The 25,141-nt window shown below is 66.4% G+C and carries 28 protein-coding genes; 11 read left to right on the top strand and 17 right to left on the bottom strand.

Translation table 11 applies throughout. The features are described 5' to 3' along the window. Positions 1 to 4 precede the first annotated feature (4 nt). Entirely contained in the window at positions 5 to 499 is a 495-nt protein-coding gene (locus tag HF684_RS14950; RefSeq protein WP_169253112.1) for a MarR family transcriptional regulator, read from the bottom strand. A 122-nt stretch (positions 500 to 621) separates the two neighbouring features. Between HF684_RS14950 and HF684_RS14945 the strand changes: the two genes are divergently transcribed. From HF684_RS14945 to HF684_RS14935, 3 genes are all read left to right on the top strand, one after another. Next, on the top strand, positions 622 to 1,281 hold the full coding sequence (locus tag HF684_RS14945; RefSeq protein WP_211168009.1) for a DUF998 domain-containing protein: 660 nt from the start codon (positions 622 to 624) through the stop codon (positions 1,279 to 1,281). Between the two features lie 276 nt (positions 1,282 to 1,557). Then, positions 1,558 to 1,791, top strand: coding sequence for a hypothetical protein (locus HF684_RS14940; RefSeq protein WP_169253111.1), 234 nt, complete (start codon positions 1,558 to 1,560; stop codon positions 1,789 to 1,791). A gap of 137 nt (positions 1,792 to 1,928) precedes the next feature. Then, complete coding sequence (locus HF684_RS14935; protein WP_169253110.1) at positions 1,929 to 3,218, top strand: MFS transporter; 1,290 nt, start codon at positions 1,929 to 1,931, stop codon at positions 3,216 to 3,218. Positions 3,219 to 3,296: 78 nt separating this feature from the next. Here HF684_RS14935 and HF684_RS14930 read toward each other — a convergent pair whose 3' ends face one another. Genes HF684_RS14930 through HF684_RS14915 form a run of 4 tightly spaced genes read right to left on the bottom strand, consistent with a single transcriptional unit; the run spans position 3,297 to position 6,881 of the window. Continuing rightward, complete coding sequence (locus HF684_RS14930; RefSeq protein ID WP_169253109.1) at positions 3,297 to 4,475, bottom strand: hypothetical protein; 1,179 nt, start codon at positions 4,473 to 4,475, stop codon at positions 3,297 to 3,299. Further along, on the bottom strand, positions 4,475 to 5,326 hold the full coding sequence (locus HF684_RS14925; RefSeq protein WP_169253108.1) for a cytochrome c biogenesis CcdA family protein: 852 nt from the start codon (positions 5,324 to 5,326) through the stop codon (positions 4,475 to 4,477). The genes HF684_RS14930 and HF684_RS14925 overlap by 1 nt, the downstream gene beginning before the upstream one ends. Further along, positions 5,326 to 6,060, bottom strand: coding sequence for a thioredoxin domain-containing protein (locus tag HF684_RS14920; protein ID WP_169253107.1), 735 nt, complete (start codon positions 6,058 to 6,060; stop codon positions 5,326 to 5,328). Before HF684_RS14920 ends, HF684_RS14925 begins: the two co-directional genes overlap by 1 nt. Beyond that, the gene (locus HF684_RS14915; protein WP_169253106.1) at positions 6,060 to 6,881 is read right to left on the bottom strand and encodes a thioredoxin domain-containing protein; all 822 of its coding nucleotides are present in this window, start codon (positions 6,879 to 6,881) and stop codon (positions 6,060 to 6,062) included. Before HF684_RS14915 ends, HF684_RS14920 begins: the two co-directional genes overlap by 1 nt. 122 nt (positions 6,882 to 7,003) lie before the next feature. Here HF684_RS14915 and HF684_RS14910 point away from each other — a divergent pair, with 122 nt between their 5' ends. Together HF684_RS14910 and HF684_RS14905 are read left to right on the top strand one after the other, a co-directional pair. After that, positions 7,004 to 7,363: a hypothetical protein gene (locus tag HF684_RS14910; RefSeq protein WP_169253105.1), complete on the top strand. Its 360-nt coding sequence runs from the start codon at positions 7,004 to 7,006 to the stop codon at positions 7,361 to 7,363. A 7-nt stretch (positions 7,364 to 7,370) separates the two neighbouring features. After that, the gene (locus HF684_RS14905; RefSeq protein WP_169253104.1) at positions 7,371 to 7,508 is read left to right on the top strand and encodes a hypothetical protein; all 138 of its coding nucleotides are present in this window, start codon (positions 7,371 to 7,373) and stop codon (positions 7,506 to 7,508) included. Between the two features lie 5 nt (positions 7,509 to 7,513). Here HF684_RS14905 and HF684_RS14900 read toward each other — a convergent pair whose 3' ends face one another. The 11 genes from HF684_RS14900 to HF684_RS14850 all read right to left on the bottom strand — a co-directional run bounded on the left by HF684_RS14900 (position 7,514) and on the right by HF684_RS14850 (position 16,045). Beyond that, positions 7,514 to 8,656 (bottom strand): aromatic acid exporter family protein, encoded by a 1,143-nt coding sequence (locus tag HF684_RS14900; RefSeq protein WP_169253103.1) that lies wholly within the window; start codon positions 8,654 to 8,656, stop codon positions 7,514 to 7,516. A 126-nt stretch (positions 8,657 to 8,782) separates the two neighbouring features. Continuing rightward, positions 8,783 to 8,926, bottom strand: a complete 144-nt coding sequence (locus HF684_RS14895; RefSeq protein ID WP_169253102.1) for a GPGG-motif small membrane protein — start codon at positions 8,924 to 8,926, stop codon at positions 8,783 to 8,785. Positions 8,927 to 9,038: 112 nt separating this feature from the next. Next, positions 9,039 to 9,362 (bottom strand): hypothetical protein, encoded by a 324-nt coding sequence (locus HF684_RS14890; protein ID WP_169253101.1) that lies wholly within the window; start codon positions 9,360 to 9,362, stop codon positions 9,039 to 9,041. 114 nt (positions 9,363 to 9,476) lie between these two features. Further along, positions 9,477 to 10,244: a GAF and ANTAR domain-containing protein gene (locus HF684_RS14885; RefSeq protein ID WP_169253100.1), complete on the bottom strand. Its 768-nt coding sequence runs from the start codon at positions 10,242 to 10,244 to the stop codon at positions 9,477 to 9,479. 183 nt (positions 10,245 to 10,427) lie between these two features. Then, on the bottom strand, positions 10,428 to 11,471 hold the full coding sequence (locus tag HF684_RS14880) for an NAD-dependent epimerase/dehydratase family protein (RefSeq protein ID WP_169253099.1): 1,044 nt from the start codon (positions 11,469 to 11,471) through the stop codon (positions 10,428 to 10,430). Beyond that, complete coding sequence (locus HF684_RS14875) at positions 11,468 to 12,283, bottom strand: S-methyl-5'-thioadenosine phosphorylase (RefSeq protein ID WP_169253098.1); 816 nt, start codon at positions 12,281 to 12,283, stop codon at positions 11,468 to 11,470. The genes HF684_RS14880 and HF684_RS14875 overlap by 4 nt, the downstream gene beginning before the upstream one ends. Continuing rightward, positions 12,276 to 12,809 carry a hypothetical protein gene (locus tag HF684_RS14870; protein ID WP_169253097.1) on the bottom strand — a complete coding sequence of 178 codons (534 nt, stop codon included), beginning with the start codon at positions 12,807 to 12,809 and terminating at the stop codon, positions 12,276 to 12,278. The genes HF684_RS14875 and HF684_RS14870 overlap by 8 nt, the downstream gene beginning before the upstream one ends. A 1-nt stretch (position 12,810) precedes the next feature. Continuing rightward, positions 12,811 to 14,037, bottom strand: coding sequence for a molybdopterin-dependent oxidoreductase (locus HF684_RS14865; RefSeq protein WP_169253096.1), 1,227 nt, complete (start codon positions 14,035 to 14,037; stop codon positions 12,811 to 12,813). 3 nt (positions 14,038 to 14,040) lie between these two features. Further along, the gene (locus HF684_RS14860; RefSeq protein ID WP_211168008.1) at positions 14,041 to 14,694 is read right to left on the bottom strand and encodes a methyltransferase domain-containing protein; all 654 of its coding nucleotides are present in this window, start codon (positions 14,692 to 14,694) and stop codon (positions 14,041 to 14,043) included. After that, positions 14,691 to 15,368: a DUF2064 domain-containing protein gene (locus tag HF684_RS14855; protein ID WP_169253095.1), complete on the bottom strand. Its 678-nt coding sequence runs from the start codon at positions 15,366 to 15,368 to the stop codon at positions 14,691 to 14,693. The genes HF684_RS14860 and HF684_RS14855 overlap by 4 nt, the downstream gene beginning before the upstream one ends. Further along, the gene (locus HF684_RS14850) at positions 15,365 to 16,045 is read right to left on the bottom strand and encodes a glycosyltransferase family 2 protein (protein WP_169253094.1); all 681 of its coding nucleotides are present in this window, start codon (positions 16,043 to 16,045) and stop codon (positions 15,365 to 15,367) included. The genes HF684_RS14855 and HF684_RS14850 overlap by 4 nt, the downstream gene beginning before the upstream one ends. Before the next feature lie 31 nt (positions 16,046 to 16,076). Between HF684_RS14850 and HF684_RS14845 the strand changes: the two genes are divergently transcribed. The 5 genes from HF684_RS14845 (at position 16,077) to HF684_RS14825 (ending at position 23,210) form a co-directional block, all read left to right on the top strand. Further along, positions 16,077 to 17,417 carry a hypothetical protein gene (locus HF684_RS14845; RefSeq protein WP_248278968.1) on the top strand — a complete coding sequence of 447 codons (1,341 nt, stop codon included), beginning with the start codon at positions 16,077 to 16,079 and terminating at the stop codon, positions 17,415 to 17,417. Between the two features lie 305 nt (positions 17,418 to 17,722). Beyond that, positions 17,723 to 19,096, top strand: a complete 1,374-nt coding sequence (locus tag HF684_RS14840; RefSeq protein WP_169253092.1) for an NAD-dependent succinate-semialdehyde dehydrogenase — start codon at positions 17,723 to 17,725, stop codon at positions 19,094 to 19,096. Positions 19,097 to 19,176: 80 nt separating this feature from the next. Continuing rightward, positions 19,177 to 19,977 carry an SDR family oxidoreductase gene (locus HF684_RS14835; protein ID WP_169253091.1) on the top strand — a complete coding sequence of 267 codons (801 nt, stop codon included), beginning with the start codon at positions 19,177 to 19,179 and terminating at the stop codon, positions 19,975 to 19,977. A 65-nt stretch (positions 19,978 to 20,042) separates the two neighbouring features. Then, entirely contained in the window at positions 20,043 to 21,224 is a 1,182-nt protein-coding gene (locus tag HF684_RS14830; RefSeq protein ID WP_169253090.1) for an FAD/NAD(P)-binding oxidoreductase, read from the top strand. A gap of 144 nt (positions 21,225 to 21,368) precedes the next feature. Continuing rightward, complete coding sequence (locus tag HF684_RS14825) at positions 21,369 to 23,210, top strand: MFS transporter (protein WP_169253089.1); 1,842 nt, start codon at positions 21,369 to 21,371, stop codon at positions 23,208 to 23,210. Here HF684_RS14825 and HF684_RS14820 read toward each other — a convergent pair. Continuing rightward, positions 23,205 to 23,513, bottom strand: a complete 309-nt coding sequence (locus HF684_RS14820; RefSeq protein WP_169253088.1) for a hypothetical protein — start codon at positions 23,511 to 23,513, stop codon at positions 23,205 to 23,207. The two genes, HF684_RS14825 and HF684_RS14820, sit on opposite strands and share 6 nt — an antisense overlap. Positions 23,514 to 23,830: 317 nt before the next feature. On the opposite strand from HF684_RS14820, the gene HF684_RS14815 reads away from it, so the two are divergent. Continuing rightward, positions 23,831 to 24,949: a YbdK family carboxylate-amine ligase gene (locus tag HF684_RS14815; RefSeq protein ID WP_169253087.1), complete on the top strand. Its 1,119-nt coding sequence runs from the start codon at positions 23,831 to 23,833 to the stop codon at positions 24,947 to 24,949. Positions 24,950 to 25,141 lie beyond the last annotated feature (192 nt).

Raw genomic sequence — 25,141 nt, 5'->3', positions numbered from 1 at the left:
TCGCTCAGCCGTCTCCCCGCCGGTCGTTTCCGACCGCCCGGCGGGTCGCCTCGGCGGCGTGATCGAGGAACCCGGCAATCGCCTCCAGTGTCGCGTCATCGAGCCCGGACAGCCCGTTGCCGAGCTCCTCTCCCAAAGGTGCCAGCTGTGCGAACAATTCGGGCAGGCGGGTCGGGTCGACGCGGATGACGACGGTGCGCCGGTCGGTCTCCGAGCGTTCGCGGGCCACCCAGCCCTGCTGCACGAGCCGATCGATGATGCCCGTCGTCGTCGCGGGCGGCAGCGCGAGCATCCGCGCGAGCTCACCGGTTGTCACAGCCTCGTGTCGGTGGACGAGGTTGAAGCACTGCAGATCGATCGGACGCATTCCCAGCCGCGCGCTGAGGTGCTGGCCGAAGATCGCCAGCTGGAGTTCGAGCTCCCGATAGCAGTCGAGGACGCGCCACATCGGGGTCTCGCCCGAATTGATCTCGGGGATCTCGGGAACGGGATCGCTCATGTCCACATCCTCTCAGTCTTCGGCAGGGAAGTCGTGCGCCGCCATCGCCAGACCCACATCCAGTCCAGACCTGCGCACGGCACCCTCTTTCGGTTTCAAGATATTTCGGTTATCGTAATAGTATGTCAGATGGTCTCGACGTCCCGGCCGCAGTCACCCGATCGATGCTCGGGTGGGGTGTCGTCGCCGGTCCCTTCTACCTCGTATTCGGACTCATCTTCGCCCTGACCAGGGACGGATTCGACCTGACCCGCCATTCGCTCAGTCTGCTCAGCCTCGGCGAGGGCGGCTGGCTCCAGATCCTCAACTTCGCCCTCACCGGCATCATGGTCATCGTCGCCGGGTGGGGACTGCTGCGTGCGCCCACCGATCGGTCACGCGGCACCGGCATCGCCGTCATCGTCGCCGGCGCCGCGCTCGTGCTCGCCGCGGTATTCCGCCCCGATCCCATTGCCGATTTCCCTCCAGGCGCCGAGGCGACCGCCACCGCGAGTGGAATCCTGCACCTGGTCATGGGCGCCGCCCAGTTCATCGGCCTGACCGTGGCCGCCCTCATCCTGGCCGGGACCTTCGCCCGTCGCGGTGAACGCGGGCGGGCGCTGGCCTCCCGCATTGTCGGCATCATCGTCATCGTCGCGTTCCTTGCCGGGGCCGCCCTGTCTGCCTCTCCGGTCGGCGTGGGACTGCTGTGGGCGGCGGTCGTCGCCGGTTTCGCCTGGCTGCTCGTCAGCTGCCTCTGGGTCTACCGGATCGTCCCGCACCCCGACGTCTCCCGGCGCTGAACCCCGAACCCTCGGCAATTCGATAACACGGCCATAACGATCGTCCGTCGTCTCTCCGGCGGTGGGCAGCCATCCGGCCACGCCGACCGGGGCAGGGCGGCCATTGTGAAATATCTGCAACATTCAACAATTTCTTCATGTGGCGATCGGAGCGCGAACTCGAGGCTACTCTTACTCTCGGTGCTTTTTCCGTGCCGACGGAACGGGCGCGACCGACAGATACAGACGCATTCCGACCGCAGCTCGCGGCGATGCCGACGACAAGATGGAGTGACGATGACCTACACGCTGCAGGCCGTTGAGAACTCGGATGAGAAGGCCAACCTGGTCAGGCGCCTCCGGAACGGGGCGCTCATCATCATCTTCGCCTCCGTGCTGTGTGGACTGCTGGCCTGGAACGAACCGCACCCGGTGGCGGTGGCGCTCGCCGTCCTCGTCGGAGGTGCCGGCATCCTCGCCATCGACATCGCCTTGGCCTACCGGTCCTCGGTGCGCCGGTCGAAAGGCTGAGTCAGACCCGCACCCGTTCGGCCCCCGTAGCGCTGTGCCACCGCGGTTGCATCACCGCACCTGAGACACCCCGACACCCGCCGTCCGCCTCCGGCTAGCATGCTGAGTTGACGCATGCCGGCGACAGGAGATGAGCAATGGCCGACCACGGCCGGAACCCGGATCAGAAGACCTCTGGCATCGGTCTGCTCACCGTCCTCCTCGGCGCCGTCGCCGCAGGGCCCATCATGCTCTACGGCCTCAGCGCCACGAGCGATTCGATCATCGCCGAGCTCGGCATCTCCGAAGCCCACTTCGGTCTGCTTGCCACCACCTGCTTCGGCGCCGCCGCGATCGGCAACGCCACCCTGGGCCGCCTCGCCGACCGGCATTCCGACCTCTCGCTCATGGCGTTCATCTTCGTCCTCGCCGCGCTCGCCCTTCTGCTCGTGGCCGTGCCCGACGGATTCTGGCTGCTGCTGGTGGCGGCCGCCCTGTCCGGCATCGCCCAATCCTTTCCCAACGGCGTGACCAACCGGATCCTCCTCGAACGCGTCCCCGACACCAAACGCATCGGCTGGGTCGGCATCAAACAGTCCGGAGTCCAGGTCAGCCAGCTCGTCGCCAGCCTCGCCTTCCCCGTCCTCGCGCTCGGCATCGGGTGGCGCGGCGCCGCACTCACCGTTGCGATCATCCCGCTCATCCTGCTCGCGATGACCTGGTATTCCCTGCGCACCACCCCGCTGCTGACCGCTCCGAAACCCTCGACCGATACTCCCGCCGAGGCGGCCGACCCCACCCCAACCGCCCCGAACGACACCCCCGCCGAGGCGGCCCGCCGTGACCCCGAACCGGGACCCGCCCGTCCGGCCAAGCACCCCGGCATGGTGTGGGCCCTGTCGCTGTTCGGGCTCATCAACGGCATCGGTGTGCAGGCGACGAACGTGTACATACCGCTTTTCGCTGTGCGCGAGATGGGCTTCTCCCTCGTCCTCGGCGGCGCCACTGCCGCACTGGCCGGCGTCATCGGCGTCATCGCCCGAGTCACTTGGGCAAGGCGCATGGCCAAGGGCGCTTCGGGCCCCCGCCTGCTGCTGGTCCTGGCCCTCATCGCCCTGGCCGGAGCGGTGCTGTTCCTCATCGCCGACGCGGCCGGGTGGGCTCTGCTCGTCTGGGTGGCGGTGGCCTTCCACGGCATCTCCGCGCTCGGCGTCTCGGTGGTGCTCATGGCCGCACTCATGCGGGCGATCCCGGCATCCTCGATGGTCTCGGCCAGCGGCATGGTCACGGCCGGAATGTTCTTCGGCTTCGCCTTGGGCCCGCTGCTCATGGGCATCATCGTCGGCTCACCCGGCGGCTTTGTCCTCGGCTGGATCACCGTCGGCATCACTTATGTGCTGTGCGTGATCCTCGCGCTCGTCCTCATTCGTGTGAGCTCACGGCGCTGACTTAAATCGCTGCCGCTGCTGACAGCCGCTGACGACAAGCACCGGTGACAGCGCGGCCCCGGCCACTGCCAGCGGCAACTACCCCTCGCCCGACTCCTCGACCACCCGATCGGTGGCCAGCAGAGTCCGGTCGCCGGCCCGCAGGGTGCCCACGCCCGCAGTGGTGATGACATCGGGGATCGCGACGACGCCCGACCCATCGGCCCGGTAACCGCGTGCCAACGACCCCGTGGTCGCATTGTGCACCCGCAGCTTCCCGCCCTCACGCAGATACAGCAGCCCACCGGCCGCCGCCTCGAGGAGCACCGACTGAGGCACCGACACCGGCAGCTCGTTCTTGCCCGTCTCATCGATGACGGTGATCCCCGACTTCCCGAGCGTGACCACAGCCTGCGTGTTCGCATCACCGGCGACCCCGCGCGCATCGTCATCGAGCAGATCGCCGGTGTCCCGATCGAACACCGGTCCGACACCGTCACCGGCATCGAGGCGGATGAAGCCTTCCCCGGTCGCCGCGCCCGCAGCTGCCGTGAGCTTCTCGGCATCCCAATCGTTGTCGGCCAGCGAATGCTCCCACACGGTCGCCCCGTCCTCGCCGGCCACGAGCTTGCCGTCGGTGATGTCGAGAATCAGACCCTGATACTCGCCGAGGTGGCGCACCCCACCCGAACCCCCGCCGTCCGCATCCTCGGCCGGTTCCCCGGTGGCCGGGTCGAGGACGACCGCTTCGTTCGCGGGTGCATCCTCGGCGGCGAAGACCGTGCCGGGTCCTCGCAAGGGTCCGGGTACGTCGACCTGACCCCACGCTTTATTGCCGGTCTCCAAGTCATAGGCGCTGGCGGTGACGTCCTCATCGCAGTCCGTGCTCGACTCGGAATCCGTGAGCACCGCCAGGGGAGTGTCCCCGTCGGCGGTGACGGTGAAGCCGGTGCAGCCGCTCGGGCGCTCGGCCCGCCACAGTTGTCTGCCCTTCGTATTCACCGCCGAATACGTCAGTGACTCCTCGCCGGAACCGGCAGACAGGAAGACAGGGCCGGCTGACTGGACGGGCAGATCCCAACCGGGTTCGACGAGCTCGAGCGGTTCGACGATGAGCGGCAGCTGCAGATCCGAGGTATCGGCCGCTTTGAGATCGGTGCCGACCGTCTCCGGCGAACGGTCGAAGTCCTCCGGTGCAGTGCCGAAGGAACACCCGGTGAGCACCAGTGCGAGCGCCGCCGCTACGGGTGCCAGGCCCGCCAGTGTGCGAGTGCGCATCAGTGTCTCACCTCGGCGGCCTTGCGCATCCGGCGGCGTTCGTGGAGGAACCACCACACCAGCGCGGCCGCGGCGAGCACGCAGATGACGATGATGTCCACGGTCGTCGACGACCACGAACCGACCCACTCCTGCATCTGCGCCAGCGAACTCGTCGACACCACCGACGGGGCCGAGACCAGGCCGTTCGTGATCCAGAAGACCATTCCGATGACGATGAGCAGCAGACCGGTCACCATCGACACGACCGGCAGCCGACGTCCGAAGACCGTGATCGAACCGCCGCGCAGCACCTTCCGCCCGCGGGCACCCAGCCGGGACCAGAGCGCGGCGATGATGAACAGCGGCACCACCATGCCCGCGCCGTAGATGGCGAGCATGAGCCCGCCGAGCACGATATGCCCCTTCGCCGCGGCCAAGGTGAGCACGGCGCCGAGGATGGGCCCCGCGCAGACTCCGGCGATCCCGCTCGTGGCTCCCAGCAGGAACGTCTTCGTCCATCCCGTCGCGGTCGATGATCTGGTGCGGGCCGCCTCGGCGCCGGGAAGATACTTCGCCGGATCGAAACCGAAACCGAAGAACTGAACGATTCCCAGAATGATGAGCACGATCGAGGCGATGCCGACGATGAGGCCGCGATGGTCGGCAAACAGCGACCCGAGCGTGCCCGCGCCCATGCCCAGCGGGATGAGCACGAGCAGCATGCCCAGATAGAAGACGAGCCCATGGCCGATCAGCTTCGATCCGGTGCCGACGGTGGAGCCGAAGAACGCGGGCAGCAGCAGGGCCGCACATGGGCTGAGGAGGGCGAGCACTCCGCCGAGGAAGGCGCTGAGCAGGGTGATGTCCATCAGTTCGATCCCTTCGCTTCTTCGATGGCGTCGACGAAGACGTCCGTCGGCTGCGCACCGACGTACGGCTGCCCGTTGAGCAGGAACGTCGGGGTGGAGAACGCGCCGAGGTCGGTGCCCATGGCCGCGTTCTCCTCGACCGCCTCGGCGGTGGACTTCGCGTTCATGTCGTCGGTGAACCGGTCGACGTCGAGACCGACCGTGTCGGCCGCCTCGGTGAGGGCTTCGGGGGTGAGCTCACCGGGAGAGCGGGGTTCGCCGCCTGCGAAGAGTTCGGCGTGGTACTCCCAATGCCTGTCCTGCAGGGCGGCCGCATACGCGGCCTTCGCGGCCTGCACCGAGGCGGAGCCGAAGACATTGACCTCGCGCCATTCGATGCGCAGATCCCCATCGTCGACGTACTCGAGCATCGTCGGCAGAGTGTCCTTGCTCCAGGCGGCGCAGAACGGGCACTGATAGTCGGAGAACACGACGAGGGTGACCGGGGCATCGGTCGGTCCATCGGCCAGCGGGTCATCGTCCTTGGCCGCGGCGTCCTTGTCGACGTCGGCCTGCTCCGGGTCCTCGACCTCGGTGACGACGGGGTTCGGTTCGGGGGTCGACCCGGCGGTGGGCGCGGAGTCCTCGCCGGTGTCGTTGACGAGGATGGGGGCGATGAGGGAAGCGGCCACGGCGATGACGAGGACGGGGATCCACCACCGGATGTGCACCCTGGGTGCGGCGTGCTTGGCCATCAGGGCTGCCCGTGCCCGTCATCGCCAACCGCGCTGTCCGCGCTGCCGGTGCCGTCCGCCTCGGCGAGGGCAGAATCGACGGCGTCGACGAACTCCTTGGTCGGCTGTGCCCCGAGGATGGGGGTGCCGCCGATGATGAACGCGGGCGTGCTGGTGACCCCGATGGATCGGGCCTCCGCCGAGTTGGCTTCGAGGTCTTCGTGGGCCGTGACCGCGTTCATGTCCTGGTTGAACTGCTGCCCGTCGAGGCCGAGGTCCTCGGCGAGGGTGATGAGTGCGTCCTGTGACAGCGTCGATTCCGACCGGTGCTTGCCGTCGTCGAACAGTGCGTTGTGGAATTCGAGGTAGGCGTCCTGCTCGCCGGCGGCGAAGGCGGCCCGGGCGGCTGTTCCGGATGCCTCGCCGAAGACCGCGAGGTCGCGCATCTCCAGGCGCAGCTCACCGTCGTCGACAAAGTCCATGAGCTCCGGCAGGGTTTCGTCGTTCCAGGTCGCGCAGTACGGGCACTGGTAGTCCGAATACATGATGAGGGTGACCGGGGCGTCGTCATCGCCGACGGCGCGAGTGTCTTCTGCGTCGTGGCGTTCGAGGAAGCTGAAGTCGGGTTCGTCGCTCGTCTGACCGGACTCGCTCGTCTGGCCGGTTCCATCCCCTGAGCCGCTCGTGCCGGACGAGTCGGCAGAACCATCGGATTCCTCAGAGGCGGCTGAGTCGGAGGAGCCGTCTTTGTTGACGACGACCACGCCGATGAGAGCGGCGGCGAGGACGACGATGCAGATGGGCACGAGCCAGAACATGGGGCCGCGTTCCGACCTGAGCACTGATTCCTCCGAAGATCGACGAGCGCCGAGGGCCCACGGGCGGGGAATCGGCAGGGGACGGTGCAGTTCCGATTCTACCGATCGGCTGTTGTCTGTCAGACTCAGGACCTAGAATAGAACACATGTCTGAATGTGATCCTCCGGCGTGGATGGTCCGCTACCGGAACTTCAAAACGCTGTGCTCCTATGTCTGTGGTGAGTTCATCCGCTTCTACCTCACCACCGGCTGTGATCAGATCAGGTATACGCATTCGCAGATCACCGAGGGTCTGCCGAACTATTCGTGCCGCCTGACCTCCGACGACGGTTCGGTTCTGCTGCTGCCGCTCGATGACTGGGTCGAGCGTCTGGACGAGGTCATGCCGCTTGTGCGGATGTGGCTGGGAGAGCATTCGGATCTGACGGGGTGCACGCCGGAGAAGTCGCATTATCAGGGCGACCGCTATTGGTTCACCCGCTGGCAGGAGGCCAACCCGTGGTGAGACCGGAGTGGCGCTGGGACTCGACTGCGGCCAGGTGTGCCACGGTAGAATCCGGACCATGCGCAAACGTGTGATCGTGTTCGTCGTGGCAGCCTTGGCAGTTCTCGGGCTGATCGCCAGCATGCTGGGCGGCGTGCCCGCCTGAGTGGCTCATGTGGCCTCGCGTGCACTGCGAGCCGATGCCACATCATCGACGATGACGACGATATGGCGCAGGCTCGTGATGAGAGTGCCGTAGATGGGCCACGAGGTTCCCGTCAGCCTCCGCTCCTGCGCAATCGCCGTCGACAGCTGTTCGAGGCGATCGTAGATCGGACTGACTTCGGCATCCGGGTCGGCGATCGACCGGCCGGCATCGGCGACGATCGCCGCCCATTCCGTGCGGAAGGCGTCGTCCCAATCGCGTTCCGACGCTGAGGCTTCGCGCAGAGTTCGAGCGAGATTGCGCAGATGCGAGACGCCTTCGTCGGCCCTGAGCAGGATGCTCTCAAAGCCCTCCTTCTCGGTCGAGTCGGCGGTGGGGGACCGGCGCTGCCTCCTCACCCCGATCGCCGTCCGCGGGTTGACACGGCGGCTCTCGCGGGCGAATCGCACGGTCTGCCAGGCGGAGTCGATCTCTCGGCTCATCGCCTCGGTCCTCTCGAACCAGTTCTCGGCAGATTCCGTGTCCCACGAATGGGTGAACTGGTCGGACATGTCGATGAGCACCTCACCCATCTGCCGGTTCACGCTGTCGATATAGCGCTCCGCCTGACGGTCGCGCAAGGGCGGCAGCGCAATGAGGTTGACGGCGATGCCGACGCCCACACCGAGGGCGAGCTCGAGGAGGCGATCGGCGAGCAGCGGCTGCTGCGAATCGAAACCGGCGCCGAGGATGAAGATCGCGGTCGTGGCGATCGCGACCCCTTCGTCACGGATCCAGGAGAGTCTGGCTCCGGCCAGGCCGACGAGCATCGCCAGAGCGAAGGTCCAGAGACTGACACCGAGGTAGCTGCCGATGAGGAAGGAGATGCCGACGCCGATGGCCGAGGCGATGGTCGTCTGCACCCCTCGCGACAGCGACCTGTAGACCGTGGCGTGGACGGTCAGCAGCGCCGTCCACGGAGCGAGGAACGGCATCCGGCTGTCGAAGACCGTGCTGGACAGCCACCAGGCGCCGGTGGCGGCGAGGACGCCCTTGGCGATCTGGAGCAGATCGGTGGCGAACTCCGGGCGTTTGATGTGTCCGAGCGCCGCGTCCAACGCCGACCGGCCGGTCTGAGCGCGGCGGTGAGGTGATCGATCATCGGTCATGGTGAACCTTTCGAGTCGCTGGGTGACTGTCGCGGCAGGATGCGATCAGAGTCGACCTGCGCCGGGGCAGCACTGGCCCCGCGGTGCGTGGTCTCACGCGCCGCGGGGCCAGTGATCCCGGGGAACTCAGGTGAAGATGCTCACGCCTCCGGGGCCGACCAGGCATCCGACGACGATGAGGACGATGCCCCAGAGGAGCTGTTTCCGGAAGATCGCGAAGATCCCGGAGATGACGAGCAGAGCTGCGATTATCCAGAGGACGAATGCCATTGCGGACTCTCTTTTCTTGATCGGTGGCGGAGCCACTGTGTGCATTGCTGTTCCGTCGGCGCCGTGGATTCGGTGCCGGCGGCCGCTCAGCAGCATCGGGGAGGGATCCCCGTCACTGCGGAGCCGGCTGGTGGGTTTTGCGTCCGAAGCTGGACTTCAGAGCTTGGAGACCCGATCGGAGGGCGGCATCGTCATCGATGGACTTCCATGCGATCGGGCAGGAGACGGTGATCGGGATGCGACGGTTGCGGGTGTCTTCGATGGCCAGGCGCATGAGTTCCCGGCAGTGCTGATCGGCATCGGTGGGGTCGATGGCCTCGCAGTAGACGAACATGATCTCCTGCGGCGAGATCGTATAGTGCAGCGAGGCGACGAGGCGGCCCGGCAGATAGAGGTCGAACTTCGCGGCCGCACGGTTGTTGAGAAGGGTGTACACAGCGGTCTCCTTGAGAAGGCAGGCCGACTGTTTGACCTGAGTGAAGTCTAGCGAAGCTCCCCACCGTCGCCAAACCTCGAACGAGGGGCCGGCGCGGCCGGACCTCCGCGGCGTTCAGCCGGTGGCCGCTCCCGGCAGGATACCCGTGGCGACGAGTTCCTCGGCGATGCTGTGGAGCTTCCTGTTCGACCGGGAGCTGGCCGCCGTGAGCACGTGGAAGGCGTCGTGTTCGTTGATCTTGTGGCGCTCCATGAGGATCCCCTTCGCCTGACCGATGAGATCGCGGGACGATACCGCTTCGAAGAGCTGTCCCTGCCTCTGCGAATAGGCCAGCGCCAACGATGCATGTGCCGCCAGCGCCGATCCGATCTCCTCGGAGTCGCGGGTGAACGCGCGTGGTTCGACGGAATAGAGGTTGAGCGCGCCGAGGCTGTCGACCTCGACGAAGAGCTGGAAGGCGAGCATGCTCCGCACTCCTTCGTCGAGGGCACGGGCGGCGAAACCCGGCCACGGCGACGACTCGTCGAAGACGGGTGCGCGCACGATCCGCTCCTGACGAATCGATTCGAGGCACGGGCCCTCCTGGAGCTCGGACTGCACGGCATCCAAACGTTCCGGGATCGGATGCGATGGCGCGCATGACCGGATGCGGCGGTCGCGGCCGACGATGGACAGGGAGGCATAGTCGACTCCCGGAATCACTCGCAGAGCCTCCTGAACCATCATCTCCAGGACGAGGTCGTCGGACTCCTGGGCCATGGAGCGCGCCCATTCTCCGATCTCCGCGGTCAGGGCCGGCGAATCGGCGTCGTTATCGGCTCCCTCAGCCGGGCAGGGCTCGGTGGGACGATCATCGGTGGCTTCGACCTGATTGTCATGCATCGGTGTTCTCGCTTTCGGCGGACTGTCCTGAATCGGCGACCATCGGGGCCAGACGTCGTCACCGTAATCGATGACCCTATTGTGGCTGTCGGATGCGGCGGTGTCGACTTGTGAGGGACAGCGTCGCCGAGGCTGTTCGATCGCGGCCTCCCATGCGGCGGGAAGCGACGAACCTGAGACCCGTCAACGATGGCGCAGCGGTGCCGTTGCGAGTTCGGCGATGCCCTCGTCGGGACCGATCCTGGCCTCAAAGCCCAGGCCGTCGGCAGCTGCCTGCGGGGAGGCGGCGACGTGCCGGACGTCGAAGGACCGGTACCGGCCGTTGATCACCGGTGCCGGGCCGTTCATCACCGTGGCCAGTCGTCGGGCCATGTCACCGATCGTGTAGGTCTGCCCCGAGCAGATGTTGTAGGCGCTCACTCCGAGAGGGTGGTCCCCGACCGCGTCGATCGCGGCGACGTTCGCACGGGCGAGGTCGGTGACGTGAACGAAGTCCCGGAGCTGATTGCCGTCCTCGAAGACCTGCGGCGGCTCTCCGTGTTCGAGCGCCGAGCGGAAGATGGCTGCGACCCCGGAATAGGGAGTGTCCGCCGGCATGCCGGGCCCGTAGGCGTTGTGGTAGCGCAGAGCGATGGCGCGGCCCGATTCCAAGGTGCACCAGGCGGCGGCATAGTTCTCCTGAGCGATCTTCGACGCGGCATAGGCCGTGCGCGGCGCAAAGGGTGACTCTTCGCCGATCAGGTGGGGCTCGACCTCGCCTCCGCAGCGTGGGCACAGCGGGTCGAAGCGGCCCAACCGCAGTCGCCTGTCCTCCCGTGGTGCCGGCGGCACATCGCCGTCGACAGGGCAGGTGTATCGTCCTTCGCCGTAGACGACCATGGACGAAGCCAGCACCAGACGAGTCGTCTGAGTCCGGGCCATCGCCGCCAGCAGGGTAGCGGTGCCGAGATCGTTGTGGGCGGCGTAGCCGGGCAGGTCCTGGGCATCGACGCCGTTGCCGACGGTGGCGGCCTGATGGCAGACGACGTCGACATCGGCGAGCAGCTCGTCGAGGAGGTGCGGATCTCGGATGTCGCCGTGCATCACCCCGGCAGGCGCCTCGGCGGTGGTCCCGTGGGCTTGCGGAAGCATGAGGTCGACGCCGGTGACCTCGTGGCCCGCGGCGGTCGCGGCCTCATGGATGTGGCGTCCGATGAATCCGGCGGCGCCTGTCAGCAGCACCTTCATGGCAGCTCCAGCGGCAGGGTCATTCCGTCCAACGCCTTGGAGCAGTCGCACGGCCGGTCGGTCGACAGGGAGGCGATCACGGTGCGCAGGCTCGATTTCAACCGCTCGGTGTGCTCGGCGAAGACTTCGAAGACCTCGGACTGAGCGACGGCGTGTGAGGCGTCGATGCCCGCGTCGAGGTCGGTGACCAATGCTGTGGTGGCATAGCACAGCTCGAGTTCGCGGGCCAGGATCGCCTCGGGCTGGCCGGTCATGTTCACGATGTCCCAACCCTGTGCGGCATACCACTGGGACTCTGCCCGGGTGGAGAATCGCGGGCCCTCGATGACCACCATGGTTCCGCCGTCGATCGGCGGTTCGCGATCGGCGGCGAGCCCGTCGAGCAGAGCGGTGCGCAGCCGCGGACAGTACGGGTCGGCGAAGGAGACATGGCAGGCGCCTTCGTCGAAGTACGTCTGCTTCCGTCCGTATGTCCGGTCGGCCAGCTGATCGGGGACCACCAGCGAGCCGGGCCCGAGTTCGGGGTTGAGGCCGCCGACAGCGCAGGGCGCCAGCACCTGCCGGACTCCGAGGCTGCGCAGGGCCCACATGTTGGCGCGGTAGTTCACGCGGTGAGCCGGGTATTCGTGGCCCTGACCGTGTCGGGGCAGGAAGGCCACGGTCCGGTTCGTGCCCGCGTGGGCGATGCTGCCGATCGCGACGGGCGCCGATGGTGCCCCGAACGGCGTCTCGACCTCGATCTCCTCGGGATCCTCGAGGAAGGTGTAGAAGCCGGAGCCGCCGATGATGGCGACGTCGGGTGATTCAGTCATCACGTTCTCCTTCGGTTGTTGGTGTTTGTCGTCCCCGGCGCACGCAGAATCGGACTGCGTAGGCCAGGGCGCTGAGACAGCAGAACAGGAGCGTCATCCACAGCCAGCGTTCGAGGAACGGCGCATGAGCGTGTCCGGTGGCAGCCAGGTGGGTGTGCGCACCCTGTTCGATGATGCCGGGCAGGAACACGATGAGCAGCAGTCCGCTGGCGAGCACCGGAACCCGGATGTGGTTGATCACCGGAATTCGGGGACCGGTGTGCGGATCGGTCCGCGGGGAGCCGAGGGCGGCGATGAGCGCCCTGTTCGCCGCGGCGCACAGGGGAAGCAGGACGAGATCGACGACGATCGCCGCACCCACGAACCACACGGCGATGGACTGCCACCACACGTCCGCTCCGAACAATCGGTCCGGGCCCAGAGCAGTCAGTGCACAGCCGGCGATGAGGAAGCACCCGGTCAGCACCAGCAGATGCGGCAGACCGGCTCCGTAGAATCTGCGGAATCGTCCGTGAGAGTTCGGCACATCAGCTCCTGAACTCGATCGAGCGCACCCATTTGGTGTTGTGCACACCGGGCATGGCCGGGACGATGATCCGGGCCGGGAAGCCATGATCGTCAGACAGGTCTGCGCCGTTGACGCGCAGTGCCAGCAGCGAGTCGGGTGCGAGCACCTGATTGCGCTGCAGCGAGGCGGCCCGGAACGCCCCCGACTTCTGCAGCGATTCGACGCGCGCCGAGGACGGTTCGCCGACACCGGCCAGGTCCGCCAGGTCGGCCAGACGCACACCGGTCCAGGTCTGCGTCGTCGACCATCCCTCGACGCACGCGATCGGCAGGTCGGCGGTGTGCTGGGGCATCGCCAGCAGCTGCGCGCGATCGACAACGACATCGTCGGGTCCACCGCTGAGCCGCAGACGCCATGCCTCGCCGGTGTCATCGGGGTCGATCCGGGCGGCGGCGGCCGTCCGATTCACCTGGAAGTCGTTGGGCCCGTCGCCGAGGACGCGCCCTCGGGGCAGCAGCACGGACAGCGGCCGGAATGCGCCGCCGATCGACTGGCCGATGGTCAGCAGCGCAACCAGCGCGGATCCTCCGCCGACCATGGCCAGCGCACCGCGACGACTCATCGTCGGCGGGTCCGGGCGAGCGGCCACCAGTCCGTCGGCATCGGCCGGTTCCGGGTGAGTCTCGGCAAGCGGTGTGCGCAGCTCGGCGCGAAACGACCGGGAACGCAGGGACGAGACCATCGTCGGAAGTTTGAGGCACACATGAGCGACGAAGGCGGCGATGAATACCCACGCACCGTAGTAGTGGGCGACGTAGAAGCTGAACCCGAAGAGGTAGTCGTATTGGATGTTCAGCACGCCGGTGACGAGTTCGAACAGGATGCTGCCGACGAGCAGGAGCAGCGACAGCCGCTCGAGAGCGTGCGCGATCGAGCGCACCGGCGGCCATGCGAAGAGCTTCGGCGTCACCGACCACAGTTTGGCGAGCACGAGCGGAATGACCGCCATGCCGAGCACGACGTGGGTGCCCTGGTTGAGCTGGTAGGCCCAGGAGGGAGAGGTCGGCCATTCGATGGGCGGGGGCCGCAGCCAGCCCACGTTCCCGGGAATGGCCTGCCCCAGCTGCGGTGCATAGGCGAGGTAGGACAGCAGACCGGTCAGTGCGACCACCGGCAGCGCGACCAGGAGTACGGCGCCGAAGACCGAGGTCAGCCACGGTCCGCGCAGGGGGCTGCGCCAGCGCATCGTTCAGGCCTGCCCGTCGCGGGTCAGCTCGGCGACGTGACGGCCTCCATGGCTGTGCAGTCGGCAGCCGTGCAGACCTGCGGCTGCGGCCACGTCGACGATGGCGTCGGCACCGACGCGTGACCAGGCGAATGCGCCGGTGAGCTGTCCTCGCACGCGGAGTCGGATCCTCTCGTGGGCCAGTCCCGTGCCGGGCGCGTCGACCTCGACGAGGACGGATCCTGCCGGGCGCATCAGCTCGCGTATCCGCTGCAGCAGCCGGACCGGATCTCCGCCGATGCCCACATTTCCGTCCGCCAGCAGAGCGTACTGCCAGCTGCCTTCGTCGAGCACGGCATCGAAGATGCTGCCGTGGACGGCGGTCGCGCCGCGTTCCTGGGCCAGCCTCACCGCGACGGGGGAGACATCGATCCCCAGAGCCGTGCCGCCGCGAGCGGCCAGGGCTCCGGCGAGACGTCCCGCACCGCAGCCGACGTCGAGGGTCGGGCCGGTGCAGCGGTCGAGGAACAGCGCATGGTCGGCGGCATCGGGGGCGCCGATCCACTGTTGGACATCCAAACGGATCGTCGTGCCGTCCGCCCTGACCACGTCGCAGTCATGGCCCGACATCGCGGCGTTCAAGGCGTCGAGCGGTGCGAAGTCGATGGTGTCGGTCATGGTTGGATTCCGATCTGTTCACGGTCGGCGGCGTGTGCGACCTCGGCGGCGAAACGGCTGTGCGGGATGAGGGAGGCGACTGCGTGTGCGTCCTCCCACCGATCGACATCGGCCAGGACGGGAACGGCGGCGACCCGAGCGCCCTCGCCCAGGAGCGCCTCCTCGGTGCGTACCCCGGTGTCGGGTCTCGACATCGGCACCGCGCTCAGGCAGGACGACCAGTCGGGCCTGCGCACCGCCAGCACCCACCAGCCTCCGTCCTCGGCCAGGCCGAGCGCGGCGTCGTGGCTGTCCAAGGCCGTTGCCGCAGCCTCGAGGTCGGTGGTGGTGACCTGCGGCGTGTCCATGCCGATCTGGATGACACCGTGCCCGGAGTCGGCATCGTGGTGCGCGGCGATGAGTCGGGAGGCGAAGGAGTCGCCGCGTTGGGCGATGACCCGGTGCCCGGCGCACGCCGAGGCGATGTCGCCTCCTCGGGCCGCCTGATCGAGGTCACCGGTCATCGCGATGACCACGGGCCAGCCCAGGCCGTTCACGACCTCGAGCGTGTCCAGCAGCGACGCGGCGGCGATCCGTGCGGCCGCCTCGTCGCCGATGGCCGCCGCCAAACGGGTCTTGGCCTGACCGGGGACGGGTGCCTTGGCGACCACCAGTACCGTCGGCGCCGCGCTCACCTGAGCACCCCGGCGAAATCGACGATGGTCCGCCACGTCCCCAGCACCGTCCCGGAGACCTTGGATTTCGTTCCCTGTGCGCGCCGCCGGTAGACGATGTCCTTCTCGTGCACGGTCCAACCGGCTCGAGACGCCCGGATCATCAGCTCCAGCGGATAGCCGAACCGGCGGTCTCTGATATCCAAGGCCAGCAGATCGTCCCGACGGCAGACGCGCATCGGGGCCAGGTCATGCACCGCGAAACCGCTGCTGTGCCGTATCCACCAGGCGAGCACGGCGGTTCCGGCCCGTGCGTGCCACGGCCAGCTGTCTCTGGTCTCCGGGCGGCGGCGACCGATCGCCATCGTAGCCGTTCCGCGGCCCACCACGGTGACCAGCTCGGCCAGGTCGCCGGCGTCCATGGACCCGTCGCCGTCGAGCACTGCCACCAAGGGGGTCGTGGCGGCGAGGATTCCGGTGTGCACAGCGGCGCCGTAGCCGGCGACCTCTTCGTGGACCACGTCGGCGCCGAGGCGGCGGGCGACGTCGGCGGTGTCGTCGACCGACCCGTTGTCCACGACGATCACCTCCATGCGCTCGGGGATCGTGCTGAAGACTCCCGGCAGGGCCGGTGCCTCGTCGCGGCATGGAATCACAACAGTGCAGGCAAGCGGCTCACGTGCAAGGGGATCGGGCATAGGGCGACACTACCAGTGTTAGAATGTGAACGTGCCCACACAAGCCTCCTTCCCTTCGCGCAAGGTCTGGGTCGCAGCAGTCGTCAGCACACTCATCGGTGCGGTCGTCGTCGCCGTCGCCATTGCCTGGCCGCGAGTCACCGGAACCGATGTCTTCATCTACTGGCCTCCGCTGAAGGCGAGATGGACGCCGGGCTTCACCCCCACATTGCTGCTTCCCGTGCTGGTGGCACTGGCCGGTCTCCTGGTGTGGCGGCGGATGATCTCCGCCCTGAGGTGGGGCCCTTTCCTGGCCGCGGTCTTCGCCGCATCCTGGCTGTGGACGGCTGCGCTGGGACATGTCGGGGGCACGGAGAGCATCAGCAAGGTGTTCGCCCGTCCGAGCGAGTACTTCGTCGGTGCCAAGGAGGTGCCGTCGATCTCCGGGTTCCTGACCGGGTTCATCGAGCGAGTGCCCCTGGACGCTAAGGATCACTGGCCGATTCACATCGCCGGTCACCCTCCGGGCGCAACGCTGTTCTTCATCGTGCTCGACCGCCTCGGCGTCTCGGACCCGTACACGGCGGGCATCATCGTCCTCACTCTCGGCTGCACGGCAGTCGTCGCGGTTCTGCTGACGGTGCGCACCCTGAGCTCGGAGGCCTACGCACGCCGTGTCGCCCCTTGGATCGTGGCGACCCCCTCGGCGATCTGGATGGGCGTGTCGGCGGATGCGATGTTCACGGCCACGGCCGCCTGGGGGTTAGCGCTGCTGGCGCTGGCCGCGACGGCGTCCCGCCGAAAGCGACTGATCGGCTGCGGTATTCCGGCAGGGCTGCTGCTCGGGCTGTGCGTCTATTTCTCCTATGGCCTGGTGCTGTTGGGCATCCTCGCGATCGCCGTGATCTGGCTGGGCGGCCGGTGGGAGGCTCTGCCGTGGGCTCTCGGTGGTGCGCTGCTCGTCGCTGCGGCCTTCACCCTGGCCGGTTTCCGCTGGTGGGAGGGCTTCCCCGTCCTGGTCACTCGGTACTACGACGGAATCCAATCCAAACGGCAGTACGGCTACTGGGTGTGGGCGAACCTCGGCGCTTGGACCTTCACCATCGGTCTGGCGGTCTGGGCGGCCATTCCCCACGGCATCGCCGAAACCTGGCGGCGCGGCGAGAGGAATCGGCGGGCCGTCGCTGTGCTGGGCAGTGCCGGGTTGTCCACGATCCTGCTGGCGACCCTGTCGAGCATGAGCAAGGCGGAGGTCGAACGCATCTGGCTGCCGTTCACGATCTGGGTGCTGCTGCTGCCGTCGCTGCTGCCGCTGCGGTGGCAGCGCCCCCTGTTGGCGACGCAGTTGGCGTCCGCGATCGCCATCGAATACTTCCTCACGACACAGTGGTGACCGCGCCGCGGTTCGACCGCGACCGCCGACGCCTCCCGACCGCGGCAGGTGTCGACGAGGTGCTCGGCGCCGGTGCCGATGAAACAGAGAAGTTCGAAAGTGATCTCGACAACGGAGCGATTCTGCTTGTGATCGACGAACCCGCTGTCCGTGCGGATTATAAAGGCGAACGCCGGAGACCGTAAGGGGCTGGTCCCGGCCATCGAGATTTGGGACGGTGGATTCTCGGTTCGGCAGAGGCCGCGAAGCAGACACGATTCCTGCTTCGCTGAGCGCCTTGACGAACCTCGAGGAAAGGAGAAGCCGTGACCGCTAAATTCAACACCACGAACCCGGCAACCGGAGAGGTTCTCAAGGAGTTTCCCACCGCCAGCGACGCGGAGATCTCCGCCGTCATCGATGCCTCCGACGCAGCCTTCCAGTCCTGGCGGACGACCGCTGTCCACGACCGCACTGCCCCGCTCGCTCGAGCGGCAGACCTCATGGACGAGCGCAAGTGGGATCTCGCTGAGCTCCTCACAATCGAAATGGGCAAACTGCGGGCTGAGGCTGCAGCAGAGGTCGAACTGGCAGCGAGGATTCTGCGCTACTACGCGGAGGAGGGACCCCTGCTGCTCTCCGACGAACGGCTCGAACCCGCCAGCGGAGGCAGCGCCGTGATGAAATGCGAACCCATCGGCCCGATCCTCGGCGTGATGCCGTGGAACTTCCCCTATTATCAGGTCGCCCGACTCGCCGCACCGAACCTCGTGGCAGGCAACACCATCATCCTCAAACACGCATCGAACTGTCCGCAGTCGGCCCTCGCCTTCGAGCAGGTCATGAACGATGCGCAGCTGCCGTCCGACTGCTATCGCAACGTCTTCGCCGACAACGACCAGATCCAGACGATCATCGCCGACGAACGGGTGCGAGGCGCATCGCTCACCGGCTCCGAAGGTGCCGGAGCAGCCGTGGCAGGGGGCGCCGGGAACAATCTCAAGAAGTCGATCCTCGAACTCGGCGGAAGCGACCCGTTCGTCGTCCTCGACTCCGCGGATCTGGACGCGACCGTCACCGCCGCCGTGAAAGGGCGGATGACGAACTCCGGCCAGAGCTGCATCGCCTCCAAGCGCCTCATCGTGGTCGAAGATCTCTATGACGAATTCGTGGACCTGCTCACGGCGAAGATGTCGCAGTTCGTCGCCGGTGACCCCGCAGACTCCGTCACCACGATGGCGCCGCTGTCCTCCGAGCAAGCCGCACAGGACCTCATGGAGCAGGTTCAGGACGCCATCGATCATGGGGCCCAGGTGCACACCGGCGGGCATCGTGTCGACAGGCCGGGTGCCTTCGTCGAACCCACGGTGCTCACCGGAGTCACGAAGCAGATGCGCGCCTACTCGGAAGAGCTGTTCGGACCGGTCGCAGTCGTCTACTCGGTCGCAGACGAGGATGAAGCGGTCGCTCTGGCCAACGACTCGTCCTTCGGCCTCGGCGGCACGGTCGTCAGCGATGACATCGAGAAGGCCCAGCGCGTCGCTGATCGGATCGACACCGGGATGGTGTGGATCAACCAGGCCACCTGGACCGAACCCGACCTGCCTTTTGGGGGCACGAAGCGCTCAGGGGTCGGACGGGAGCTCGGGGCCGAGGGCATCCGCGAATTCGTCAACAAGAAGCTCATCCGCACCCCATGACAGGGCCGCCCCGGTGCCGACCGGACAACAGCCGGCACCGGGGCGACGGGTGTTCGGCCCTGACGCACCGAGAGGGAGACATGGATCTCAATATTCGCAACCGTGCTGCACTGGTGACGGGGGCGAGTTCGGGCATCGGGCTGGAGACAGCCCGACAGCTCCTCGCCGAAGGAGCCGTCGTCGTGATGACCGGACCCGAACCCGACGAACTCAAAGCCGCGGTCGACGAACTCGCCGAGTTCAAAGAGCGGATCTACGCCCACGACGCCGACATCGCCGATGGCGAATCGGTCGCCGAACTCGCCGCGTACGTCGCCGCCGAGGTCGGCGACCTCGACATCCTGGCCAATCTCGCCGGCATTCACGGAGCCGGCGGCCTGTTCCACGAGATCAGCCAGGAGGGCTGGGATCGAACCATCGACGTCGACCTCATGGGACCGGTCCGTGTCACGCGGGCGTTTCTTCCAGGACTTCGCCGAGGCGGCTGGGGCCGCATCGTGTTCGTGTCCTCCGAGGATGCGGTGCAGCCCTATGACGACGAGCTGCCGTACTGTGCGGCCAAAGCCGGCGTGCTTTCCTTGGCCAAGGGACTCTCGCGGACCTACGCCTCCGAAGGACTGCTGGTCAACACCGTCTCTCCGGCGTTCATCGCAACCCCGATGACCGACGAGATGATGAATGAGCGAGCCCAGCAGAAGGGAACGAGCTTCGATGAGGCCATCGCCTCGTTCCTGCGCGAGGAGCGTCCGTTCATGGAACTCGGTCGCCGCGGCCGACCGGAGGAGGTTGCCAAGGTCATCGCATTCCTCTGCTCGGACGCCGCGAGCTTCGTCAACGGGTCGAACTATCGCGTGGACGCCGGATCCGTCGCAACGATCTAGTCCGCCACAGTGCCCCTGAACCGAATACAGGAACAGCAGAGACGACAGGAAGAGGAGCAACCGACATGGCTGAGTACCGTTATGTGATCATCGGCGGCGGGATGGCCGCTGACTCCGCGGCCCAGGGGATCAGGGAGATCGACGGGGAGGGTTCGATCGCCGTCATCAGCGATGACGTCGACGAGCCCTATACGCGTCCCGCGCTGAGCAAGCGGCTGTGGACCGACGAGAGCTTCGACGAGAGTGACAACTACTTCGACACCGCCGAGGCGACCGGCGCCCGGATCAGCCTCGCCACGGAGGCGACCGAGGTCGACGTCGACGCGAAATCCGTGAGGACGAGCCGCGGCGACTTCACCTATGACAAGCTGCTCTTCGTCACCGGCGGCCACCCGAAGGGCATTGATCTGGACGAAGGTGAGCGGGTCATCTGCTTCCGCGATTTCGCCGACTACCGCCGGCTGCGGGCTCTGTCGGGCCAGAACCTGAGCATCGCAGTCATCGGCGGCGGTTTCATCGGCACCGAACTCGCCGCCGCCCTGGTGCAGAACAAGACCCGAACGACTCTGATCTTCGACGACGACACCCTCGGCGGCTCCATCTTCCCGCCGGACCTCGCCAAGCAGTTCCACGAACTCTATCGCTGCCACGGAGTGACTCTCGTGCCGGGCACGAAGGCCTCGGGAGGGCACGTCGACGGCAATCGAGTGGTGCTCGACTGTGACGGCGGGTCCTATGAGTTCGACGCAGTGGTCGTCGGCCTCGGCATCGAACCGGCGGCCCGTCTCGCAGAGGACGCGGGCCTGGACACAGACGATGGGATCATCGTCGACGAAACGCTGCGAACCTCCCAACCGGATGTCTTCGCCGCCGGAGATGTCGCCCGCTACCCCGACAAGATCCTCGGACGACAGCGTGTCGAACACGTCGACAACGCCACCCAGATGGGCAGGACAGCCGGGCGGATCATGGCCGGTGCGGACGAGTCCTACACCCATACACCGTATTTCTACACGAACGTCTTCGACTTCGGGTACCAGGCGGTCGGGGAACTCGATCCCGGCCTGCGAACCGTCGAAGACTGGCAGAAGCCCCATTCGGATGGAGTGGTGTACTACCTCGGCGAGGATGGACGCGTCCGCGGAGTTCTGATGGTGAATATGGAGGATCGTCTCGACACCGCGCGGGAGATCCTCGCCGAAGACTGGGACCACACACCGGGTGACCTCGTCAAGAGGATCTCGTGAACTGATTCTCCGGGGACGGGCCCGCGGGAGTCGTAGGCTACTCGCTTTCGGGCATTTCCACCATGTCTTGTCGGCCCTGCAGAGTGTGCTTAGACTTCCTGACATTCAGAAGACCCTGTGCGGGAAGCGTCCAGGAGGCGTGTGATGAGTGAGAAGATCGAACTCGGGACGATCAAGACCGATGTGCCGGCACGGTTGGATCGGCTGCCGTGGGCCCGGTTCCACTGGATGGTCGTCGTCGGACTCGGCAGCGTGTGGATCCTCGACGGTCTCGAGGTCACGATGGTCGGCAATGTCGCGGCTCGGATGACCGAAGAGGGCAGCGGCATCGACATGACTGCGGGTCAGATCGGCACCGCCGGAGCCATCTACGTCCTCGGCGCCTGCGTCGGCGCAATCGTCTTCGGCCAGCTCACCGATCGATTCGGACGACGCAAGCTCTTCCTCATCACTCTCGTGCTCTATCTCGTCGCCACGGTCGCCACCGCGTTCTCCTTCTCTCCCTGGTACTTCTTCCTCGTCCGTTTCCTCACCGGTGCCGGCATCGGCGGCGAGTACGCAGCCGTGAACTCTGCCATCGACGAACTCATTCCGGCCCGCGTCCGCGGTCGTATCGACCTCATCATCAACGGCTCCTACTGGCTCGGTGCCGCTGGCGGGGCTGCGACCACCCTGCTGTTCCTCAACACCGACATCCTGCCGAAGATGATCGGCTGGCGTCTGGCCTTCGCCGTCGGCATGCTGCTGGCGATCTTCGTCTTCGTCGTGCGCAAGAACGTGCCCGAAAGCCCGCGCTGGCTGTTCATCCACGGCCAGAACGATGAAGCCGAACGCATCGTCGGTGAGATCGAAGACGGCATCGAGTCGGAGACCTCGCAGACCCTGCCGCCGCCGAAGAAGACCATCACCGTCCGGCAGCGGACGACGATCTCGTTCGTCGAGATCATGAAGGTCGCATTCACGATCTACCCCAAACGCGCGATCCTCTGTCTCGTCCTCTTCGTCGGGCAGGCGTTCCTCTACAACGGCATCACCTTCAACCTGGGCACGATCTTCAACGGATTCTACGGAGTCGCGGCAGCCACCGTGCCGATCTTCATCATCCTGTGGTCGTTGAGCAACTTCGCCGGCCCCGTCGTTCTCGGCAGACTCTTCGACACGATCGGTCGGAAACCGATGATCTCGTTCAGCTACCTCGGGTCGGCGGTCGTCGCCGTCGTCCTCGCACTCGTCTTCAATGCTGAGGTCGGCGGCGAATGGCTCTTCCTCGTCATCCTGATCGTCTGCTTCTTCCTCGCCTCGTCCGGTGCCAGTGCGGCCTACCTCACTGTCAGCGAGATCTTCCCGATGGAGACCCGAGCACTGGCGATCGCGTTCTTCTACGCCGTCGGCACCGCCGCCGGCGGCATCGCCGGTCCGACGCTCTTCGGCGGCATGATCGAGTCCGGTGATCGTTCCCAAGTGGCCTGGGCGTTCTGCATCGGGGCGGCCGTCATGGCGCTCGGCGGCGTGGCCGAACTGATCTTCGGAGTCAAAGCCGAAGGTGCCGACCTCGAAGACATCGCCCGACCATTGACGGCCGAGGACGCTGAGAGTGCCGAAGCCGCCGTGGAGAGCGGTTCTGAGCAGACCGAGCGAGGAGAGCGGCCAGAATCCGCCGCGGCGGCCGAACAGTCGGCGAGCCCCGAGGCTCGAAGCCGAAGAGATCGTCTGCGTCCGGGCCCGGGATCGGCCGGCGTCTATGCACCGTGGCCTTCGGTGTCCTCACGCGACGTCCCGCCCGAAGTCTCGGCCAACGAGGTCAACGGCATCATCGATTTCGTCCGCGACATGGAACCTGTCGGAGAGGTGGAGCTCTACCGTGCGATCGGAGCTCGCCGGTGGGGCCCCGGACGCTTCCGCGCGGCGGTGCGTGAGGCGATTCGGCAGGGAGCCGTCCGTCGCAATCGCCGCGGCAGGCTGGAATACCGAAGCGACCGGTCATAGACCGGTTTCGTCGGTCAGCGAGGCTCGCGGAGGCGGGGGAAGCATATCGATGAGTTCATTGACGGCCTCGGCCAGAATGTCGTGCTGATAGGGCGTGAGGAAGTAGGCCTCGTGGAGGTAGGCGTCGAGTTCGTATTCGGTGAGGTCACCGCCGAGGCTGACATAGTGCAGCCACACTCCGGCAACCGACATGTTCCAGAATTCGACGGCCTCTTTGAGCTTTCTCCGCCTCCTGATCGCTCGCTCGGCTGGGAATGCGATGCCGGAAAGGGAATCGATGCGCTTCGGGTTCTGATCGTCCATTCGTCTGCTGGTTCGGCTCGTGACTTTCGCAGCAGGAGGTTCCTCCTGCCCGGTGTGCCAGTGATCCGGAACCCAGCGACCCTCGCCCATGTTCGGGTCACTCGTCTCGGATCTTCCGGAAAGTGTATGTTCTGTTCCTCGATTGAGGCCAGGGGCGATCTGCGATCCGCCTGCCGCGTCTGAATCGCCGCGAGCGACCACTGCTCACACCTGCCTTCGGTACCTCTACGCAGGTATTTCCGTGAGGCCCCGTCGCCTCTGTCGCATTTGCCGCCCGTCCAATAGCGTGAGCGGGTCAGAAGCGGAATGAGGTGACGATGAGCGAATTCGGCATCGAGGAGGAATTCCTCCTCGTCGATCGACGTTCGCTGCTGCCTGCTCGATCGAAGAGCAGCCTGCAGGAGATCGAGCGTGCGGTGAGTCCGAGCAGCGGAGCAGCCTGTGCCGAATGGCTGCCTGGCCAGATCGAGTTCGCGACTCCGGTCCTGACCACGGCCGACGAGGCGTACGAATCGCTGCACACTTTTCGCCGCAGTCTCTCGGCGGCGGCTCAGGAACGCGGGCTGCTCGCAGTCGGCCTCGGCACGCCGCCTCAGATCCCGGAGGTTCCGGCGGGAGTCAGCGATGGCAGCCGTTACCGTGAATTCGCCCAGCTCGCTCCCGGGATCGCCGCAGACCAGTACGTCAACGGCATGCATGTCCATGTCGACATCCCCGATAGGGAAGCGGGCCTGAGAGCTGTCAACGGCCTGCGCAAGTGGATTCCCGTGCTCACAGCGTTGAGTGCGAATTCTCCCCTCTGGCGCGGAGCCGACAGCGGGTTCGCCAGCTGGCGTTCCATCCATTACCGGCGCTGGGTCGTCTTCGGCATTCCGCCTCACTTCCACGACCTCGATGACCACGATGCGCAGATCGATGCTGCACTGCAATCCGATGTGGTGTCAGACGAGGCGACTCTGGGGTGGCTGGTCAGGCTCTCACCCCGACACAGGACCGTCGAAGTCCGGACCTGTGACATGCAGCTGGACGCCGCGACCACTGTGACCCTCGCGCTGCTCACCCGTGCGCTCGCAGACGTCGCTATGGACGAATCCGGAACGGACGCGGTCACTGCGAATCTGCTGAACATCGCTCATTGGCAGGCTGCGCGTTTCGGTCTCAGGGGAACGTTGTTCGACCCGGAGTCGCAGACAACCGTACCGGCTGCAGAGGCCGTCCGAAAAGCCTTCGACCACGCACGACCTGCCCTGCTGCGCACTGGGGGCGTCGACCGTGTTCACCAGGGACTCTGTCGTCTTCTCAATCGGGGCACCGGGTCCGAAGAACAGCGCCGGGAGGTGGCGAGAAAGGGGGCGGGAGGCCTGCTCGAATTCGCATCACACAGATTGACAGACATTTCTCACGATGAGCCCAGGCACTATGCCGCGACACTCTGAACCGCTTCTGACCCCCCTTGACGGATCCGGGGTGGCTGAACAGACGATTGTGAAAAGGGCAGATTGCTCTTGGCTTCTGAGAAAGCCCGCAGACGCGTTCAGGACTCTGCGACGGTCTCGGATGACAGGCGGAGACGAACTCCTTCCGTACTCGTCACGAGGCGATACAACGCTCAACAGCGATCAGCACAG

This window comes from Brevibacterium sp. 'Marine' (genome assembly GCF_012844365.1).
Lineage (GTDB): Bacteria > Actinomycetota > Actinomycetes > Actinomycetales > Brevibacteriaceae > Brevibacterium.
Note: the sequence above shows the minus strand (reverse complement) of the source record. Positions and strands in the feature narration are given on the sequence as shown.